The organism is Rhizobium sp. WSM1274 (assembly GCF_025200775.1).
Lineage (GTDB): Bacteria > Pseudomonadota > Alphaproteobacteria > Rhizobiales > Rhizobiaceae > Rhizobium > Rhizobium leguminosarum_I.
This window is the reverse complement of sequence record NZ_CP104138.1, coordinates 2,213,326-2,231,063: the sequence shown is the minus strand read 5'-3', so window position 1 is coordinate 2,231,063 and position 17,738 is coordinate 2,213,326. Positions and strand designations below refer to the sequence as shown.

Below are 17,738 nucleotides of genomic sequence, written 5' to 3'. Positions count from 1 at the left end.
CGAACTCTGAACGAGTCGGCGGGATTGCATGCCGCAATGCAGCGCGACATAGCCCCGAATGGCCGGCAAGTCAAGAATTAGAGACGCCGCACCCATTGCAGAGTGAAGCGTTGGTTACCGGGCAGGAGTTACTTGATATAGGTGGCGAGTTTAAGGCCGGCATTCATGAAATATACTGGATCGACGGCATTGCCGTCCTGTCGCACTTCATAGTGCAGGTGGGTGCCCGTCGAGCGGCCGGTGCTGCCGGCAAGGCCGATGACGTCGTTGCTATCGACTGTGTCGCCGACCTTGACCAGAACCTCAGACATATGCCCGTAGCGCGTCGAGATGCCGTTGCCGTGATCGACCTCGACCATGTTGCCGTAGCCGCCGGTCCAGCCGGCCGAAATCACCTTGCCGGGCGCTGTCGGGCGGATCCTTTCGCCCGGCGAAAAGCGGAAGTCGATGCCGGAATGGAGCGCGAGGCGGCCGAGGAACGGATCACGGCGGTTGCCGAAGGGGCTGGTCACGTCCTTGCCGATAGCGGGATTGCGGAACGGCAGGGATTCGGCGGTGCTGCGCACTGCCTCGAGCCGGGTCAGTGCGCCGTCGAGCGCAACCAGCGAATTGTTGAAGCCGTCGTTGCTTTCAGGCTCGACATAGGGGCCGCCGACCGCATCGTCATCGTCTTTCTCGGCAGCGCTCTCGGGCATCGGAATCTTGAAGCGGGTCAGCACGGTCTCGATGGCGTTGGCGGCATTGCCGGCATCGCTCGTCAGCTGTTCGACCCGGCTGCGCTGATCCTGTTCGACATCTTTCAGCGATAGCGTCACCTTGGAGAAGATGCGGTCGGCACGGTCGCCGACCGTATCAGTGGCCGGCACATAGGCGAGCGTCGAGTTGTCCGGTGTCGCATCGGCGGGCGCGCCGCTCGCCAGTTGTTTCTCGATCGCCTCGACGCCGCCACGGTTAAGCGATGCACGCTTGTCCTTGCTATCGGGCGCATAAGACTGAACCGGGGAAGTCGGCGCGGGCAGGGCGCCGTCTTTTTCCGTCAGGCCGGAGCTTTCGGCCCGGTCGAGCAGATTGTCGAGTTTGCCATGGCGCGAGGTGAGCGCCATTTGCTGCTCCATCAGCTTGTCGACTTTGTCTTCGACCACCTGCTGATCGAGAAGCTGGCGGGAGGTGATGCGGTCGACCTGCGCGCGGAGGGCGGCGATGCGGTCTTCATAGTCGTGCTGCATGCGCGCCTGGCGGGCCATGGTGGCGCCGATCAGATCGTCGCGCAGCACGAGATAGGACGTGGCCAGGAGATAGCCGATCGAGAAGACGCCGACGAAGCAGAGGGTCAGCGCAGCCATCCACGGCCGGACCGTCATATGGCGGACCTTGTCGCCGCTTGCCAGGATGAGGATATGTTCCTGCGCCCGTCTGCCGAATACCCGGTGCTGATGTCCGCTGTTCACGCAGGCTCTCCCGATTGATGCTCTACGCCTCTTTCGGAAATTAGACACCGTTATGGTTAATGAATGCTTTCATTGTCGCCGGCGCATCATAAATTTCAGTGACTTCAAGCGTGGCTGATCGATGCGAGCGAGCGGTAGAAGGACGGCGTCAGCCCAGCCTCGGCGCGGGCAAGATCGTTGAAAGGCGGCTTCAGCGGTCCGCGGAAATTCGCCCGCACCAGCTCCTGGAAGGCTTTTGCAGGGTCGCGCTTCTCGCGGGCGCAGAGGAAGCGGAACCATTTGGCGCCGACGGCGACATGGCCTTTCTCGTCGTTGTAGATGACGTCGAGGACATCGGCACTTTCGAGATCGCCGGTCTGGCGCATCTTCGCCTGCAGCGACGGCGTGACGTCGAGGCCGCGGGCCTCCAGGATCAACGGCACGACGGCGAGCCTTGCCGTCAGATCGTTGCGGGTCGAATGGGCGGCCTGCCAGAGCCCGTCATGGGCGGGCAGATCGCCGTAATCGGCGCCGAGATCGTTGAGCCTGGCGCGCACCATGCGGAAATGCTTCGCCTCCTCGAAGGCGACCTGCATCCAGCCGTCGAAAAAGGAATTCGGCACCTGCTCGGTCGCGAATCGTGCGACGATGTCGAGCGCCAGATCGACGGCGTTGAGTTCGATATGGGCGATGGCGTGGAGCAGCGCGATCCGCCCTTTGAGCGTATGCAGCGAGCGCTTCTCCACCTGGGTCGGCGGCGTCAGCACCGGTTTCTCGGGACGGCCGGGCCTGTCGGGCAGCGCCGCATCGAGCGGCGAGCGCAGCGACACCCGGCGGGTGAACCAGCGGGTGGCGCTTTCCTGCGCAAGTGCCGTCTTGCGGTCGAGATCGGCCGAACAGATCGCATCGATGGCGCCGCCGCGCAGCGAGGTTATCGTGAGATCGCCGGTCACGCCGCCAGGTTCCTCACGGCCTCGAGCACGGTTTCTGCATGGCCCTGCACCTTCACCTTCTGCCAGATGGTGGCGATCGTGCCGTCCTGGCGGATCAGGAAAGTGGTACGCTCGACACCCATGAAGTTGCGGCCATACATGCTCTTTTCCTTCCAGACGCCATAGGCCTGCAGCGTCGTCTTTTCCTCGTCCGAGGCGAGCGCCACCGAAAGACGGTGCTTCTTGATGAACTTGTCATGGCAGGCGGCCGAATCGGGCGACATGCCGATGACGGCGGCACCCGCCGCTTCGAACTCGGCTGCCAACGCGGTGAAAGCCAGTGATTCGGCGGTGCAGCCCGTGGTGTCGTCCTTGGGGTAGAAGAACAGCACGAGCGGTTTGCCGTGGAATTCGGCCAGCGAAACGCGGCCGCCGCCGTCGCGGGGAAGGTTGAAATCAGGGGCAGAGACGCCGATGCTGGGAACCGCCATTGGGAAAACCTTTCTTTTGCCGGGTTTGTGGATGACACTTACTCTCCCCGAATTATATAGTGGACGGATACCCGTCCAGCATGGCCGGGTTCAATTCTTCAGTTAAGGGAGAGCCCAAGGGCGCATGTCAGCCATCCGCGGCGAAAAGGTCACGTTTCGCAAGAAGGATATCGTTGCGCTGGACCGCTTGCCGTCCGCCCAGGCCGAGGATCCGATCATCGTTCATTGCCCGCCGCCGCGTTCGCCGATGCGCCGCACGGTGAAGCTGAGCTCAGGATTTCTGGGACTGATCCTGCTTATTCTTGCTGCCATCGTTTTCACCGTCGAGAGCGGCCTATTCGACAAGCCGCTGTCGCAGCAGGCGCAGGCGGCGCTGAATGGCGTGGCCGGACCGCGCTACCGCGCCGAGGTCGGTTCCACCGTCATCCGCTTCACCTCGGATTTCCGGCTGGCGCTTGAAGCGCGCAACGTCAACATGATCGACCAGGAGAGCGGCCAGCACCTGTCGACGACGGGTTCGGTGCGCCTGGGGCTCGATCCGCTGCAGCTTTTCCGCGGCCGGATCGCAGTGACGGACATCGAAGCGGAGGATATCGCGCTCGATACCGCGCTTTTGCCCTCCGGCAATCCCGTCAAGCTCGATGATCTGCGCATCGACGCCGTGCCGGCGGCGATGGAGAAAATCTTCTCGCAGTTCGACATGTTCGATAGCATCGTGACGCGCGGCTCGACGAATTCGATGCGCATCTCCGGCATCGACATCAAGCTTGCCGATACCGCCAACGGTCCGCTGTCGCTGGTCATCGACAATCTCGTCTTTGCCCATGCCGGCCCATCCTCGCTGCAACTGACCGGCGAAGTCGCGCTGAACGGCGAAGTGGCGGAGCTCGATGTGCTGGCCGAGAAGGAAGACGGCCACGTGTCGAAGGTCGTTGCGACGCTGAAGCATGCCGACCTCACGCCCTTCGGGCTGAAACGCAACGATCAGGGCGCAATACGGCAGGGGCTCAGCGCCTTTGCCGACCTCACGGTGTCGGCCACCAGAGGGCGCGATGGCGTGCAGCCGGCGCTTGCGGCGACGCTCGACATCGATCCCGGCCTGATCTATGCCGACGGCGATCCGCAGGAGCTGTCGGGCGGGCAAATCAATCTCGTCTATGATTTCGCCAAGCAGACGATCGAGATCGCCCGATCGAACGCCCGGTTCGGCGCGACGACGCTTCCCATCAATGGTGCGCTGATCGATCTCGACAAGCTCGACTCGCAGGCCGGCAAGGGCTTCGGCATCGACCTGCTCGTCAGCGGCGGCACGGCAGCCCCCGGCGGCTCCGGCGAGCCGACGCTCTCCTTCGACGTCCAGGCGACGGGGCGCTACATGGTCGCCGGCCGTGAATTCCAGTTTCCCAACATAACCGCTTCCAGCCCGCTCGGTGCGCTCTACGGGTCCCTGCACGTCAAACTCGGCGACAAATCGCCGGAAATCAGCTTCGCCGGCCAGTCGGCGCAGTTGCAGACGACAGCGATCAAGCAGCTCTGGCCGTTCTGGATGGCGCCCAAGGTGCGCACCTGGGTGCACGGCAATCTCTTTGGCGGCACCGTCACCAACGCCACCATATCGGTCTTCATTCCCTTCGGCAGGCTGGATGAGGCAGCCGGCGGCAAGGGATTGAAACTCGATGCCAACCAGATCCGCATCGGCTTCGACATTGCGGGAGCGCGGATGAATGTCGCCGGCGACATTCCGCCGATCCGCGACACGTCAGCGCATTTCGACCTGAGCGGCCCGGTTGCGACGATCGCGATCAAGAACGGCACGTCCTATTTCCCGTCCGGCCGGTCCGTCGGTCTCGGGCAGGGGACGTTCATCTTGCCCGCCACCTACGATAAGCCGCTGATGGCCGATATCGATCTCGCGGTGTCCGGCCCGGCGGATGCCGTCGGCGAACTTCTGACCTACAGGCCGATCCGGGTGCTGCAGCGCGCCGGCTTTACGCCCGACGATCTCAAGGGCCGGATCGAGGCGAATGTGAAGGCCCATTTCGGCCTGCTCTCCTCGCAAAACCCGCCGCCTGCCGAATGGACAGCGGCAATGAAGCTCACCGACGTCGATCTTGCCAAGCCGTTTTCCGGCCGAATGATCAGCAATCTCGACGGCACGCTGAACGGCAATCCGAAACGGATCACGCTCGACGCCAAGGCCCAGATCGACGGTGTCCCGGCCGATATCGATTTTACCGAACCGGTCGAGGCATCCGATACAGCGGCGCGGCAGCGGGTGATCACCGCGACGCTTTCCGAGGACCAGCGCAACAAGCTGATACCCGGCCTTTCCGGCATCGTCGCCGGCAGCGTGAAGATGGTGCTGACGCGGATCGACGACGGCCGGCAGGACGTCCAGCTCGACCTCACCAAGTCGCTGCTCGAATTGCCTTGGATCGGCTGGTCTAAAGGCAGCGGCATCGCCGCCACGGCCGAGTTCGAAACGTCAGGCCCGGCCGACAATACCCAGATCATGAACTTCCGCCTGAAGGGCGACGGTTTCGGTGCCAGCGGATCGTTGAACATCGGCAAGGGCGGGCTGATCTCGGCCGATTTCGATAGCGTCAAGCTCTCCTCGCTCGACGATTTCGCCCTGTCGGTGAAACGCAGCAAGGGCAATTTCGACGTCTCGGTCTCCGGCGACAGCGCCGATGCGCGGCCAGTCATCCAGCGGTTGAAATCGGGCTCGGGTAACGATGGTGATGGGGATGCCGGCGACACCGGCGTATCGGTGCGCGCCAGGCTGAAAAACGTCATCGGCTTCAACGACGAGAAAGTCGGCAATTTCCAGGCGCAAATATCACTGCGCGGCGACAAGCTGCAGACGCTCAATTTTTCCGCCGTTACCGATAGCGGCGAGGCGGTGGTCAGCCAGATGCAGGACGGCGGCGTCATCAACATCACCAGCGGCGATGCCGGCGCGGTATCGCGTTTCGCCGATCTCTACCAGCACATGCAGGGCGGCCTGCTCAATCTGGCGATCCGGCTGGGGGCGGAGGGCGGCTGGGACGGCTCCCTCGATGTGCGCCGCTTCGCGATCGTCAACGAACAACGGCTGCGCTCGATTGTCTCGACGCCCGTTGGAAGTGAGCAGCGCAGCCTCAACGAGGCCGTCAAGCGCGATATCGATACCTCGTCGCAGCGCTTCCAGCGCGGCTTTGCCCGTGTCGTTTCGCGCAATGGCATGGTCGGCATCGAAAACGGCGTGCTGCGAGGCGACCAGATCGGCGCAACCTTCCAGGGCATCGTGCGCGACCGCAAGGGCAACATGGACATGACCGGCACCTTCATGCCGGCCTACGGCCTCAACCGCCTCTTTGCCGAACTGCCGTTGATCGGCGTTATCCTCGGCAATGGCAGCGACCGCGGCCTCATCGGCATCACCTTCAAGCTGACAGGCAAGTTCGACCAGCCGAACCTGCAGATCAACCCGCTGTCGATCATCGCGCCGGGTGTTTTCCGGCAGATCTTCGAATTCCAGTGAGGCGGGAAGCGGTCACGGCAGTGGTCGTGGCGTGACGTAGCTAAATCTCTCTCCGCCTGAGGAGATAGTCGAGACCGCCGACGCGATACCAGCGATAAGCGTAGGCATCGAGCACGACGATATGAAATCCTTTCCCGTTTGCCTTGCTGCTCGCGCCATCGGCAATATCGATCAACTGTCGTCCGTCTTCACCGATGTCGGGATCGAAGGTCACTTCCGTCGGCTGCGGGTGCAGGTTATGCAGGATCAACACCGAATTGCCGCGCCAGTCATAACGAAGCGCCAGCACGCCATCGTTGCCGGTGTCGATCACCGAAAAATCGCCCCAGCCGATCTCAGGGGCTTCTTTGCGCATCCGGATCATCCGCTCGGTCCAATTCAGCAGCGAATTGGGATCGCGCCGCTGTGCAGCAACATTGACATGCTGGAAACCGTAGGGGCCGTCCTTGATGACCGGCGAGATCGGCTTTTGACTTTTGGTGAAACCGCCCTCCGGTTCGGTCGACCACTGCATCGGGGTGCGTGCGCAATTACGCTCCGGCAGACAAAGGTCATCGCCCATGCCGATTTCGTCGCCGTAGCGGATGACAGGCGTTCCAGGCAGCGAAAACAATAGGCTGTAGGCCATTTCGATCCTGCGGCGGTCGCCACCGAGCATCGGCGCCAAGCGACGACGAATGCCTCTGTCGTAGAGCTGCATGTCCTTTTCAGCTCCGAAGGCTGCAAATACCGCGCCGCGTTGTTTTTCCGTCAGCCGACCGAGATCCAGTTCATCATGGTTGCGGAGGAAGAGGCCCCATTGCGCGGTCGCTGGGCGCGGCTTTGTGGCGTCCAGGGCCTTCTTGAGCGGGCGCGTATCGGCGCTGGCGAAGGCATAAAACAGCGCTTGATTGACCTGGAAATTGAACATCATCTGCATGCGGTCACCGTCATCGCCAAAATATTCGAAATTGTCCTTCGGCAGGATATTGGCCTCCGCCAGAATGATTGAATCGCCCAGGCGCCACTGCAGGAATTCGCGAAATTTCCTCAGCATGTCGAACTGCTCTACAGGCTTGGTAACGTCGGCGCCTTTCGTCGCGATGATGAAGGGAGCGGCATCCATCCTGAAACCGGAGACGCCGAGCTGAATCCAGAAGCCCATGATCTTGAGGATTTCCGCCTGCACCTCGGGGTTCGACGTATTGAGATCGGGCTGATGATCGTAGAAGCGGTGAAAATAATAGGCCTTGGCTTTGTCGTCATGGGTCCAGGTCGTCTTCTGGACGCCGGGGAAAACCATGCCCTGATCGGCATTCGCCGGCTTTTTCTCGGACCAGACGTACCAGTCGCGATAGCGCGAGCGCGGATCGCTCCTGGCGTCCTGGAACCAGGGATGGTCCTTGGACGTATGATTGATCACCAGATCGATCAGCACCCGGATACCGCGCTGCTTGGCGCCGTGGGTGAATTCGACGAAATCGCCGAGCGAGCCATAACGCGGGTCAACATTGTAATAGTCGGAGACGTCGTAACCATCATCGCGACCGGGCGAGGCCTGGAACGGCATGAGCCAGATCGCCGTCACGCCAAGGCCGGAGAGATAGTCGAGACGCCGCATCAGGCCTGGAAAATCACCCACGCCGTCACCGTTCGCATCCATGAAGGTCTCGACGGACAGGCAGTAGATGATAGCGTTTTTATACCAGAGGTCGTTGATCATGCCGGCGCTCCAATCCACAGGTCGCAAATCCCGGCGGGCGGAAAAGGTTCCGACAAAGTATTCGTTATGCGGGTCGTGGCGCTTCGCAGTAGAGAAATGCGTGGGCTCCGCCACGACAAAGCCAATTCCAAGCCAGGCTGACAAATCCGGCATTGATGCTTTGCCTATTTTAGGAAAATCTGATGTACTATACTGTCCCGGCCAGGAAGCAACGGCCGGTGCAATGTCGGAGGATGCCATGCAGTGCGCCCGGACAGTTTCTTTCGCATCGGCCGCGATGATGGCCGTCACGATTGCCGACGTGTCGCTTTCCGCGGAAAAGGGCGTACGGCTGAAATCGCAGGAGGCGGTGATCCGTTCCGACCACGTCCTGATGGTCCCTCTAGACGCGGAAATGACGCCGCCGATCTTCTCGATCAGCTGGTGGTCGCGGGTGAAGCCCGCTTCAAGCGTCGATCCACCCGGCTATCTTCTTAAGAAACCAGACGAGATGACCCGAAATGCCGGCGTTGAGCTGAATGATCTTGCTCGCCGGCCCGAATAGTGAGGCAAAGAAGAAGCCGGCGCAGGCGCCGGCTTTGATATCGGTTCGGAATTGAAGCCGCTTACGCCGCGCGGCGGATCAGGATGTGCTTCTTCTTGCCGAGCGAAAGCTTGATGACGCCGTCGGTCGTGATTTCGCCGCTGCCGATCATCTTGCGCTCGTCGCTGACCGCCTCGTCGTTGATGCGGACGGCGCCGCCCTGGACGTGACGGCGGGCTTCGCCGTTCGATGAGGCAAGGCCGGCGCGAACGATCAGCGACAGCAGGCCGATGCCGGCGTCGAGCTCGGAGGCGGGCACGTCGACCGACGGCAGGTTTTCCGAGAGGCCGCCTTCCTCGAAGGTCTTGCGCGCCGTTTCGGCGGCCTGTTCAGCGGCCTCGCGACCGTGCAGGATTGCCGTTACCTCGGTCGCAAGGATCTTCTTGACCTCGTTGATCTCCGAACCGCCGAGTGCCGAGAGACGGGCGATTTCATCCATCGGCAGCGTGGTGTAGAGCTTCAGGAAGCGCGAGACGTCGGCATCCTCGGTGTTGCGCCAGTACTGCCAGAAATCGTAAGCCGAGAGCATGTCAGCATTCAGCCAGACAGCGCCCGTCGCCGACTTGCCCATCTTGGCGCCCGACGATGTCGTCAGCAGCGGCGATGTCAGCGCATAGAGCTGCGGTGTGCCCATGCGGTGACCGAGATCGATGCCGTTGACGATATTGCCCCACTGGTCCGAACCGCCCATCTGCAGGCGGCAGTCGTAGCGCTTGGCAAGCTCGACGAAGTCGTAGGCCTGGAGGATCATGTAGTTGAATTCCAGGAAGGACAGTGACTGTTCGCGGTCGAGACGCGTCTTGACGCTGTCGAAGGACAGCATGCGGTTGACCGAGAAGTGCTTGCCGACGTCGCGCAGGAATTCGAGATACTTCAGCGAGCGCAGCCATTCGGCATTGTTGATCATCAGCGCGTCCTTGGGACCGTCGCCGTAGTTCAGGTAGTTGGAGAAGACGCGCTTGATCGAGGCGATGTTGCTTTCGATCGTATCGACGGTCATGAGCTGGCGCGCTTCTTCCTTGAAGGAGGGATCACCGACCATGCCGGTGCCGCCGCCCATCAGCGAGATGGCGCGGTGACCGGTCTTCTGCATCCAGTGCAGCATCATGATCTGGATCAGCGAGCCGGCATGCAGGCTGGGCGCCGTCGGATCGAAGCCGATATAGGCCGTCACGGTTTCCTTGGCGAACAGGTTATCGAGGCCGCTTTCATCGGAGACCTGATGAATGAAGCCGCGCTCTTTCAGCGTGCGGAGGAAATCGGACTTGAACTCGGACATGGCCTTCGTCTCTTGATATCTGCGCTCGCCCATCCGGCCTCGCGCAAGTTCGTTGTTGTTGATCTGTCGCGGCGCGTTTAGCACTGTTTTTATCAAAGTGCATCCGGGAATCGCGGGAAGGAAGCCTCATGGATGTCATCAGGACCGCGATCGGTCTGATGAGCGGCACGTCGATGGACGGAATCGACGTCGCGCTGATCAGGACCGACGGCCGCGGCTTCATCGAGCGCGGGCCGTTCATGGGCGTGCCCTATGACGCCGATTTTCGCGGTCGGCTCAAACGGGCGCTGGAAATCGCATGTCTGCTGAGCGACAGGAGCCAACGACCCGCCGAGCTTCGTGACATCGAGCTTGAACTTACCCTGCGGCATGCAACTGCCGTAACGGCATTCCTGGAGCGTTTCGGGCTTTCCGCCGCTGGCGTCGATGTTCTCGGCTTCCATGGCCAGACGGTGCTCCATCGCCCTGATGAGGCACTGACGATCCAGATCGGCGATGGGCAGGAACTTGCGAAGAGAACTGGGATATCGGTGGTCTACGACATGCGCGCCAACGACATGGTCCATGGCGGGCAGGGCGCGCCTCTGGTGCCGGCCTATCACGCCGCACTTGCGGGAAAATTCCAGCAGCAGGGACAGGCGGTCTGCTTCGTCAATATCGGCGGCATTTCCAATCTGACCTTTATCGGCACCGACGGCCGGATATCGGCCTTCGACAGCGGTCCGGGCAATACGCTGATCGACCAGTGGGTGGAGATGCAAACCGGCAGAACCTATGATCCCGGCGGCGAGATCGGTGGGCGCGGCAAGGTCGTGGCCGGCCTGGCGGAGCGTTATCTGCAAAGCCAGTTCTTCCGCGGCAATATCCGCCGGTCGCTGGACCGCGGCGATTTCGCGCCGCTTCGGCCGGAGGAGGCGAGCCTTGAAGACGGCGCCCGGACGCTGGCGCATGTCGCGGCTGCCTCGATCATCAAATCTGCCGGCTTCCTGCCCGAGACCCCAGCGATCTATATCGTCTGCGGCGGCGGGCGGCTGAATGCCACCGTGATGGCGGAGTTCTCGGCCATGGCCGGAGGGCTGGGATCGAGAATATTGAGCGCCGAGGAGGCGGGCTTTGACGGCGATGCGATCGAGGCCGAGGCCTGGGCCTATCTCGCCGTCCGCTCGCTGCACGGGCTGCCGCTGACATTTCCCGGCACGACAGGGGTGGCCGCCCCGGTCAGCGGCGGCGTCATCGTGGAGGCATGATGTCGGAGACGGTCATTCTCAAGACGTCCCGGATGCGCTTCGTCATGTGGGACGAAGGCGATGCTGCCCTGGTGCAGCAGCTGCATTCGACGATGGCGACGACTCGATATCTGTCCGGCAATGCGCCGTGGAGCCTGGAGAAGGCTGAAGAGCGGCTGCGCGGCTGGTTCGGGGAGCAGGCGCGCGACGGCACGACCAAATACAAGCTCCTGGCCGAAGATGGTCAGTTTCTCGGCCGTGCCGGGATCTCAAAGTTCAGGAACGAGCAATTCGAACTCGGCTACTCCCTGCGCGAGGAGGCGTGGGGCAAAGGCCTGGCAACGGAAGCGGCGAGCGTGCTGGCTGACTGGTTCTTCGAAAGGCAGTTTGCGCAGGGCTTCATTGCCTTCACGCATCCCGACAACATCGCTTCGCAGCGTGTGCTGAGGAAGATCGGCATGCGCGAAAGCGCGCCGATCCTCATCGATGGAGTGCTGGACTCGGCTTTCGAGCTCACCGCCGAGATGCGGCCGGCAAAGCCTGAGAGCCTTTCCTGACCAGGAAAGGCCTCTAACTCTTTACAGCGACCGGCCGGACGTTGGATTCGCGTCCAGCCTGATGGCCATCCTCGACGCCCCTGACCTGGGCGATGAAGGAGAACTTCTTGCGAAGGCCAAGAATGGGCTTCTCGATGAAATGCCAGGACAGCACCGCAACGGCGAGAGCCGATGGCAGACCGACGAGATAGAGCGCCAGCGCACCATATTTCGGATAGAGGAAAACCGACGGGAACGAGCTGATCCAGATCTGCAAAAACGGGTCGTGATAGAGATAGACGCCGTAGGAGTAGTCGCCTTTCCTGAAAAAGGCCGGGATGGGCACCTCGGACAGGCCGACGAAGACGGTGATGTAAACGAGAGAGGTGATGACCAGGGGCCGGTTCATCACCGACTCCGTCGCCCGGCTGTCCAGGGTGAGGATAGCAACGATGCAAACCAGGCAGGCGGCGGCGAACAGCCATCGGGAATGCGGAATGACCGCTTTGAACTGAAAGGCGACGATGCCCATCATGAAAGCCGTTATCAGCTGGGAACCTCGGCTCATGAACAGGAAGCGCGCGATCGGCTTGATTGTATCAGGCAACAGATGGGGCATCTTCTGCACAATAAGGCCGATGACGATGTAAGCGATCGTCACCGCGAGCAGCTTGTAGCGCGTCTTGACGATGGCGGTGATCATCAGGAACGACATGATGATGTAGCAGAAGATTTCCCAGGGAACCGTCCAGAGAGCGCCGTTGACGCGCTGGCTCGGATTATCCTGGAAGACGCCCGGCAGCTCGTAATGGATCCAGCCGACGATATTCAGGAAGTATTTGAAAAACCGCTGATCGGTAAAATATTCGGCGTGGTACACGACCGTAATGATCGGCCCGATAATCAACGAGCAGACGACGATATCGACCGCAAGGGCCGGGACGATGCGCAAGCCTCGGTTGATCAGGAAATTCCGGAGGCTCAGGCGCTGTGCGCTGCCGGCGATCAGAAATCCGCTCAAAGCGAAGAACATCGGAACAAGAGCGTATTCAGTAAACCAGAATACCGACCCCCTGATGAAGTCAGTGTTCTCGGTTAACAAAAAGGAATGGGTCAATACGATGGAAAAGGCGAGCCCTATTCGAAGAAAATCGAACCCCGGACCAATACCCCTATACTTATCCAGGACTTCCCCGAACGACTTGGTCATTGCGGACCTCGCTTTTGTTAGGATCGCGAGGACCCTACCGCACTGCAATATGGATTGCAACTCGATAGGTGATCTGTTCTGGCACATCCGGCCCGGTTGTGTTCCGGGCCGTCACGGCATCGATGACGCCTGGATTTCGTGGTGTCAGCGGATCCGCTTGGCGGCCGGTTCCGGCACCAGTTCGCCGTTGAGGCGCCGGTCGAGATAGTCCTCGCATTCGCCCATCAGCGTTTCCACCTGGCCGTTGAAGAAGTGGTTGGCGTTGGCAACTGTGCGATGGGTAATGAGGATGCCCTTCTGGGTCTTCAGTTTCTCCACAAGGCCATTGACATCCTTTTCCGGCGCCACCTTGTCGGCCTCACCGTTGATGATCAGGCCGGAAGACGGGCAGGGCGCCAGGAAGGAAAAGTCGTAGGTGTTCGGCTGCGGGGCGATCGACATGAAGCCTTCGATCTCCGGCCGGCGCATCAACAACTGCATGCCGATCCAGGAGCCGAAGGAATAACCGGCGACCCAGCAGGTCTTGGAATCGGGATGCAGGCTCTGCACCCAGTCGAGCGCCGAGGCGGCATCCGAGAGTTCGCCCGCGCCGTGGTCGAATTCACCCTGGCTGCGGCCGATGCCCCGGAAGTTGAAGCGCAGCGTCGTGAACCCGCGCTTCTGGAACATGTAGAAGAGCTGATAGACGATCTGATTGTTCATCGTGCCGCCGAACTGCGGATGCGGATGCAGAATCAGGGCGATGGGCGCGCTTTTTTCCTTGGAGGGCTGGTAGCGGCCTTCAAGACGGCCGGCTGGGCCGTTGAAAATAACTTCGGGCATTGGTACTCCGGGTTTTATTTCGCGTTCGCGCTGCGTTGGACGACAACATGACTTGACTAGTGTTGTCAGCTTTTCTAAAACGCAGTTTAGAACAATTCGAAACTTGCATGGCGATCCACGCATCGTGGAACGTGTCATAAGGCAAGCCCGGCGGAAATTTCAAGAAAAATGAACCGCGGCCGCTGAAGCAAGCTCGTCAAGCGCAGGACTGAAGATCATGGCGCCGCCACGCCTTTATCTCGACTGGAATGCCACAGCGCCGCTGCACCCCGCAGCACGCGCGGCGATCATGCGCGCCATGGACGTGTTTGGCAATCCGAACAGTGTGCACGGAGAGGGTCGCGCGGCGCGTGCCGCCATCGAAGGCGCACGACGCAAGGTGGCGGCATTTGCCGGCACAGATGCCGGCAATGTGGTCTTTACCAGCGGCGCGACCGAGGCCGCCAATCTGGTGCTGACGCCGGATTTCCGCATGGGCCGCACGCCGCTTCGGCTTGGCCATCTTTATTTTTCGGCGATTGAGCATCCCGCGGTGCGCGAAGGCGGCCGCTTCGCCAGGGAGAGTATGACGGAGATCCCGGTGACGGAAGCCGGTGTCGTCGATCTCGACGCACTCTCCAAGCTGCTCGATGCGCATGACAAGGCCGCCGGCCTGCCGATGGTCGCCGTCATGCTCGTCAACAATGAGACCGGCATCGTCCAGCCGGTTGAGGCGGCGGCAAAGATCGTCCACGCCCATGGCGGCCTCTTCGTGGTCGATGCCGTGCAGGCTGCCGGCCGCATCCCGCTTGACATCGAAAAGATCGGCGCCGATTTCATTATTGTTTCCTCGCACAAGATCGGCGGGCCGAAGGGGGCCGGCGCGCTCATTGCGCGCGGTGAGGCGCTGATGCCCAGGCCGCTGATCCAGGGTGGCGGGCAGGAGCGGGGTCACCGCTCAGGGACACAGAATTCGCTGGCGCTGATCGGCTTCGGCGCAGCGGCAGAAGCCGCGGCCGACGGACTCGAGGCGCGCAATGCGGCCATCGGTGCGCTACGCGAGCGCTTGGAAGCCGGCATGCGTGAGGCGGCAGCCGATGTGATGATCCACGGCGAGGGCGGCGAGCGAGTCGCCAATACGGTCTTCTTCACTCTGCCGGGGCTGAAGGCCGAGACCGGACAGATCGCTTTCGATCTCGAAGGCGTTGCCCTTTCGGCAGGCTCGGCCTGCTCATCCGGCCGGCTCGGCGAAAGCCATGTGCTGACGGCGATGGGCCGTGACGCCAAGCTCGGGGCACTGCGCATCTCGCTTGGCTTTTCGACAACGGAAGAGGATATCGACAGGGCGATTGCGGCTTTCGCGAAGATCGCCAACCGACGCAGGTCGGCTGGCGAGGCCGTTTGCCCCGTGCCAAAACTTGCGGAAACGCAAATTTCCGCTTGCCATTCGGGCTGAAAAGTCCCTTTTGGCCTCTTACATGAGGGGTAAGGTAATTGCCCCAACGCTACAAGCTGCCGGACCTTGTATCCGGCGAGATTGGAGAATGAGATGGCTGCCGTGCAGGAAACAATCGACCGGGTGCGCCTGATCGATGTGGATCAGTACAAATACGGTTTCGAGACCGTCATCGAGATGGACAAGGCGCCGAAAGGCCTGTCCGAGGATATCATCCGCTTCATTTCGGCCAAGAAGCAGGAGCCGGAATGGATGCTGGAATGGCGTCTCGAGGCCTATCGGCGCTGGCTGACGCTGGAAGAGCCGACCTGGGCGCGCGTCAACTATCCGAAGATCGATTTCAACGACATCTATTATTACGCCGCACCGAAGAGCACGCCGGGTCCGAAGTCGCTCGACGATGTCGATCCGGAGCTGTTGAAGGTCTACGAAAAGCTCGGCATCCCGCTGCGTGAGCAGGAGATCCTTGCCGGCGTCGAGAAGCCGAAGATCGCCGTCGACGCCGTTTTCGACAGCGTCTCGGTCGTTACCACCTTCAAGGCAGAGCTGAAGAAGGCCGGCGTGATCTTCATGTCGATCTCGGAAGCAATCCGCGAATATCCCGATCTCGTCCGGAAATATCTCGGCTCGGTCGTGCCGACCTCGGACAATTATTATGCGACGCTGAATTCGGCTGTATTCACCGACGGTTCCTTCGTCTTCGTGCCGAAGGGCGTTCGTTGCCCAATGGAGCTGTCCACGTATTTTCGCATCAATGAGAAGGGCACTGGCCAGTTCGAGCGCACGCTGATCATTGCGGAAGAGGGCGCCTACGTCTCCTATCTCGAAGGCTGCACGGCGCCGCAGCGCGATGAAAACCAGCTGCATGCCGCCGTGGTCGAGCTGGTTGCGCTCGACGATGCCGAGATCAAATATTCGACGGTGCAGAACTGGTATCCCGGCGACAAGAACGGCAAGGGCGGCATCTACAACTTCGTCACCAAGCGCGGCGATTGCCGGGGCGACCGCTCGAAGATTTCCTGGACGCAGGTCGAAACCGGCTCGGCGATCACCTGGAAATATCCGTCCTGCATCCTGCGCGGCGATGACAGCCGCGGCGAATTCTACTCGATCGCCGTTTCGAATGGCCATCAGCAGATCGACAGCGGCACCAAGATGATCCATCTCGGCAAGAACACGTCGAGCCGCATCGTCTCCAAGGGCATCGCCGCCGGCGTTTCCAACAACACCTATCGCGGCCAGGTCTCGGCTCACCGCAAGGCATCGAATGCGCGCAACTTCACCCAGTGCGATTCGTTGCTGATCGGCGACAAGTGCGGCGCCCATACCGTGCCCTATATCGAGGCGAAGAATTCGACGGCGCAGTTCGAGCATGAGGCGACAACCTCAAAGATCTCCGAGGACCAGCTGTTCTACTGCCTGCAGCGTGGCATCCCGACCGAAGCGGCGATCGCCCTGATCGTCAACGGTTTCGTCAAGGAAGTGCTGCAGGAACTGCCGATGGAATTCGCCGTCGAGGCGCAGAAGCTGATCAGCATCTCGCTAGAAGGCTCGGTCGGCTGACATGGAAACTGCGCAGTTTATTGATCAGGTGGCCACACCGATTGGCGTGGCGGTTGCCAGTCTTTTCGTTTTTCGCCGCAAACGGCCGAACGCGGAGAGAATGAGCTGGATAATGAGCATTGCGGGAGCCGCCATGGTGCTTATTGCCTTTGTGGCACTTAAGCGCCTCTTATAAACTGATCTTCACATCCACTTTTGTACAGACGCTGGGTCGCTTGTGCCCGAGTACACAGGAAAAACGAAATGCTTGAAATCAAGAACCTCCATGCCCGCATCGCCGAAGACGGCACCGAGATCATCCGTGGCTTGAACCTGACCGTGAAAGCCGGCGAGGTTGCCGCGATCATGGGGCCGAACGGCTCCGGCAAGTCGACGCTCTCCTATGTGCTGTCCGGCCGCAGCGATTACGAAGTCACCGAGGGTGACATTCTCTACAATGGCGAGAGCATTCTCGAGCTTGATCCCTCCGAACGCGCCTCCAAGGGCATCTTCCTCGCCTTCCAGTACCCGGTCGAAATCCCGGGTGTTGCCACCATGCAGTTCCTGAAGGTGGCGATGAACGAGCAGCGCAAGGCGCGCGGCGAGGACGAGCTGACGACGCCGGACTTCATGCGCCGCGTCAAGGATGCCGCCGGCAAGCTGCAGATCAATACCGAGATGCTGAAGCGGCCGCTGAACGTCGGGTTCTCCGGCGGCGAGAAGAAGCGCGCCGAGATCCTGCAGATGGCGCTGCTCGAACCGAAGCTCTGCGTGCTCGACGAAACCGATTCCGGGCTCGACATCGACGCGCTGAAGATCGTCGCCGACGGCGTCAACGCGCTGCGTTCGCCGGACCGCGCGGTCGTGGTCATCACCCACTACCAGCGCCTGCTCGACTACATCGTGCCGGATACCGTCCACGTGCTCTACAAGGGCCAGGTGATCAAGTCGGGCGACAAGACGCTGGCGCATGAGCTGGAAGCCAACGGCTATGCCGACATCATCGGCACGGCGGCCTGAGTTTCGGGTG

Annotated in this window: 15 protein-coding genes; 8 read left to right on the top strand and 7 right to left on the bottom strand. The window is 61.2% G+C overall.

Going from position 1 to position 17,738, the window contains the following annotated elements:
* Window positions 1–128: 128 nt before the first annotated feature.
* From N2600_RS11320 to N2600_RS11310, 3 genes are all read right to left on the bottom strand, one after another.
* Window positions 129–1,448, bottom strand: coding sequence for a peptidoglycan DD-metalloendopeptidase family protein (locus N2600_RS11320; protein WP_222385115.1), 1,320 nt, complete (start codon window positions 1,446–1,448; stop codon window positions 129–131).
* Between the two features lie 104 nt (window positions 1,449–1,552).
* A complete protein-coding gene (locus tag N2600_RS11315) occupies window positions 1,553–2,380 on the bottom strand; it encodes a ferritin-like domain-containing protein (protein WP_222385114.1) in 828 nt (275 codons plus the stop codon).
* A complete protein-coding gene (locus N2600_RS11310; protein ID WP_170255815.1) occupies window positions 2,377–2,850 on the bottom strand; it encodes a peroxiredoxin in 474 nt (157 codons plus the stop codon). Before N2600_RS11310 ends, N2600_RS11315 begins: the two co-directional genes overlap by 4 nt.
* Window positions 2,851–2,974: 124 nt before the next feature.
* Here N2600_RS11310 and N2600_RS11305 point away from each other — a divergent pair, with 124 nt between their 5' ends.
* Window positions 2,975–6,373 carry a YhdP family protein gene (locus tag N2600_RS11305; protein ID WP_260298758.1) on the top strand — a complete coding sequence of 1,133 codons (3,399 nt, stop codon included), beginning with the start codon at window positions 2,975–2,977 and terminating at the stop codon, window positions 6,371–6,373.
* A 40-nt stretch (window positions 6,374–6,413) separates the two neighbouring features.
* Here N2600_RS11305 and N2600_RS11300 read toward each other — a convergent pair whose 3' ends face one another.
* Window positions 6,414–8,075, bottom strand: coding sequence for an alpha-amylase family protein (locus N2600_RS11300; protein ID WP_260298757.1), 1,662 nt, complete (start codon window positions 8,073–8,075; stop codon window positions 6,414–6,416).
* Between the two features lie 223 nt (window positions 8,076–8,298).
* Here N2600_RS11300 and N2600_RS11295 point away from each other — a divergent pair, with 223 nt between their 5' ends.
* Window positions 8,299–8,619: a hypothetical protein gene (locus tag N2600_RS11295; RefSeq protein ID WP_162117076.1), complete on the top strand. Its 321-nt coding sequence runs from the start codon at window positions 8,299–8,301 to the stop codon at window positions 8,617–8,619.
* A gap of 61 nt (window positions 8,620–8,680) precedes the next feature.
* Here N2600_RS11295 and tyrS read toward each other — a convergent pair whose 3' ends face one another.
* Entirely contained in the window at window positions 8,681–9,937 is a 1,257-nt protein-coding gene (gene tyrS, locus N2600_RS11290) for a tyrosine--tRNA ligase (RefSeq protein WP_260298756.1), read from the bottom strand.
* Between the two features lie 128 nt (window positions 9,938–10,065).
* Between tyrS and N2600_RS11285 the strand changes: the two genes are divergently transcribed.
* Window positions 10,066–11,184: an anhydro-N-acetylmuramic acid kinase gene (locus N2600_RS11285; protein ID WP_260298755.1), complete on the top strand. Its 1,119-nt coding sequence runs from the start codon at window positions 10,066–10,068 to the stop codon at window positions 11,182–11,184.
* Window positions 11,181–11,720, top strand: coding sequence for a GNAT family N-acetyltransferase (locus N2600_RS11280; protein ID WP_260298754.1), 540 nt, complete (start codon window positions 11,181–11,183; stop codon window positions 11,718–11,720). Before N2600_RS11285 ends, N2600_RS11280 begins: the two co-directional genes overlap by 4 nt.
* 13 nt (window positions 11,721–11,733) lie before the next feature.
* On the opposite strand, the gene N2600_RS11275 is transcribed toward N2600_RS11280, so the two are convergent.
* Both N2600_RS11275 and N2600_RS11270 read right to left on the bottom strand, forming a co-directional pair.
* Window positions 11,734–12,909 (bottom strand): acyltransferase family protein, encoded by a 1,176-nt coding sequence (locus tag N2600_RS11275; protein WP_162117079.1) that lies wholly within the window; start codon window positions 12,907–12,909, stop codon window positions 11,734–11,736.
* A gap of 144 nt (window positions 12,910–13,053) precedes the next feature.
* Window positions 13,054–13,731 (bottom strand): alpha/beta hydrolase, encoded by a 678-nt coding sequence (locus tag N2600_RS11270; RefSeq protein WP_003559715.1) that lies wholly within the window; start codon window positions 13,729–13,731, stop codon window positions 13,054–13,056.
* Window positions 13,732–13,948: 217 nt separating this feature from the next.
* Between N2600_RS11270 and N2600_RS11265 the strand changes: the two genes are divergently transcribed.
* The 4 genes from N2600_RS11265 (at window position 13,949) to sufC (ending at window position 17,728) form a co-directional block, all read left to right on the top strand.
* Complete coding sequence (locus N2600_RS11265) at window positions 13,949–15,166, top strand: cysteine desulfurase family protein (protein ID WP_260298753.1); 1,218 nt, start codon at window positions 13,949–13,951, stop codon at window positions 15,164–15,166.
* A 93-nt stretch (window positions 15,167–15,259) separates the two neighbouring features.
* The gene (sufB, locus tag N2600_RS11260; RefSeq protein WP_260298752.1) at window positions 15,260–16,729 is read left to right on the top strand and encodes a Fe-S cluster assembly protein SufB; all 1,470 of its coding nucleotides are present in this window, start codon (window positions 15,260–15,262) and stop codon (window positions 16,727–16,729) included.
* Between the two features lies 1 nt (window position 16,730).
* A complete protein-coding gene (locus N2600_RS11255) occupies window positions 16,731–16,904 on the top strand; it encodes a hypothetical protein (RefSeq protein ID WP_158081411.1) in 174 nt (57 codons plus the stop codon).
* Window positions 16,905–16,972: 68 nt separating this feature from the next.
* Window positions 16,973–17,728: a Fe-S cluster assembly ATPase SufC gene (gene sufC, locus N2600_RS11250; RefSeq protein WP_170255823.1), complete on the top strand. Its 756-nt coding sequence runs from the start codon at window positions 16,973–16,975 to the stop codon at window positions 17,726–17,728.
* The last annotated feature ends 10 nt before the right edge of the window (window positions 17,729–17,738 follow it).